The organism is Microbulbifer sp. 2205BS26-8 (genome assembly GCF_030731025.1).
GTDB lineage: Bacteria > Pseudomonadota > Gammaproteobacteria > Pseudomonadales > Cellvibrionaceae > Microbulbifer > Microbulbifer spongiae.
Genome location: NZ_JAVAMR010000205.1, coordinates 1 through 386, shown reverse-complemented (window position 1 = coordinate 386; position 386 = coordinate 1). Strand labels below are relative to the sequence as shown.

Genomic DNA, 386 nt, shown 5'->3' with positions numbered 1-386 from the left:
AAAATCACCGATGCGGATGGCCTGGAGATTTTGAGTACCGCCTTTAACCCCGATGGCAGCCGCCGCCAGGAAGACTGGAGCGGGGATCTGGGGCTGGCGCAGACGCTGGAGCTACTCGCGGTGCAACACGTGACCAGCAAGCGCGGCTACACTGGCCACGAGCACCTGGACAGAACTGGCCTGATCCATATGAACGGGCGGATTTACGACCCGACCCTGGGGCGGTTCCTGAGCCCGGACCCCATCGTGCAGGCGCCCACTTACAGCCAGAGCTGGAACCGGTATAGTTATGTTCTGAACAATCCCGTGAGCCTGGTGGATCCCACTGGGTATATGGCAAGGTATGGCTTTGATGACGATGAAGAGAAAAAAAGAAGAGAGGAGGA

Annotated in this window: 1 protein-coding gene; it reads left to right on the top strand. The window is 58.3% G+C overall.

All coding sequences use genetic code 11. The annotated features are described in order from the left end of the window. A partial coding sequence (locus Q5Y71_RS17285; protein ID WP_306043308.1) for an RHS repeat-associated core domain-containing protein occupies positions 1-386 on the top strand: 386 nt, incomplete at both ends.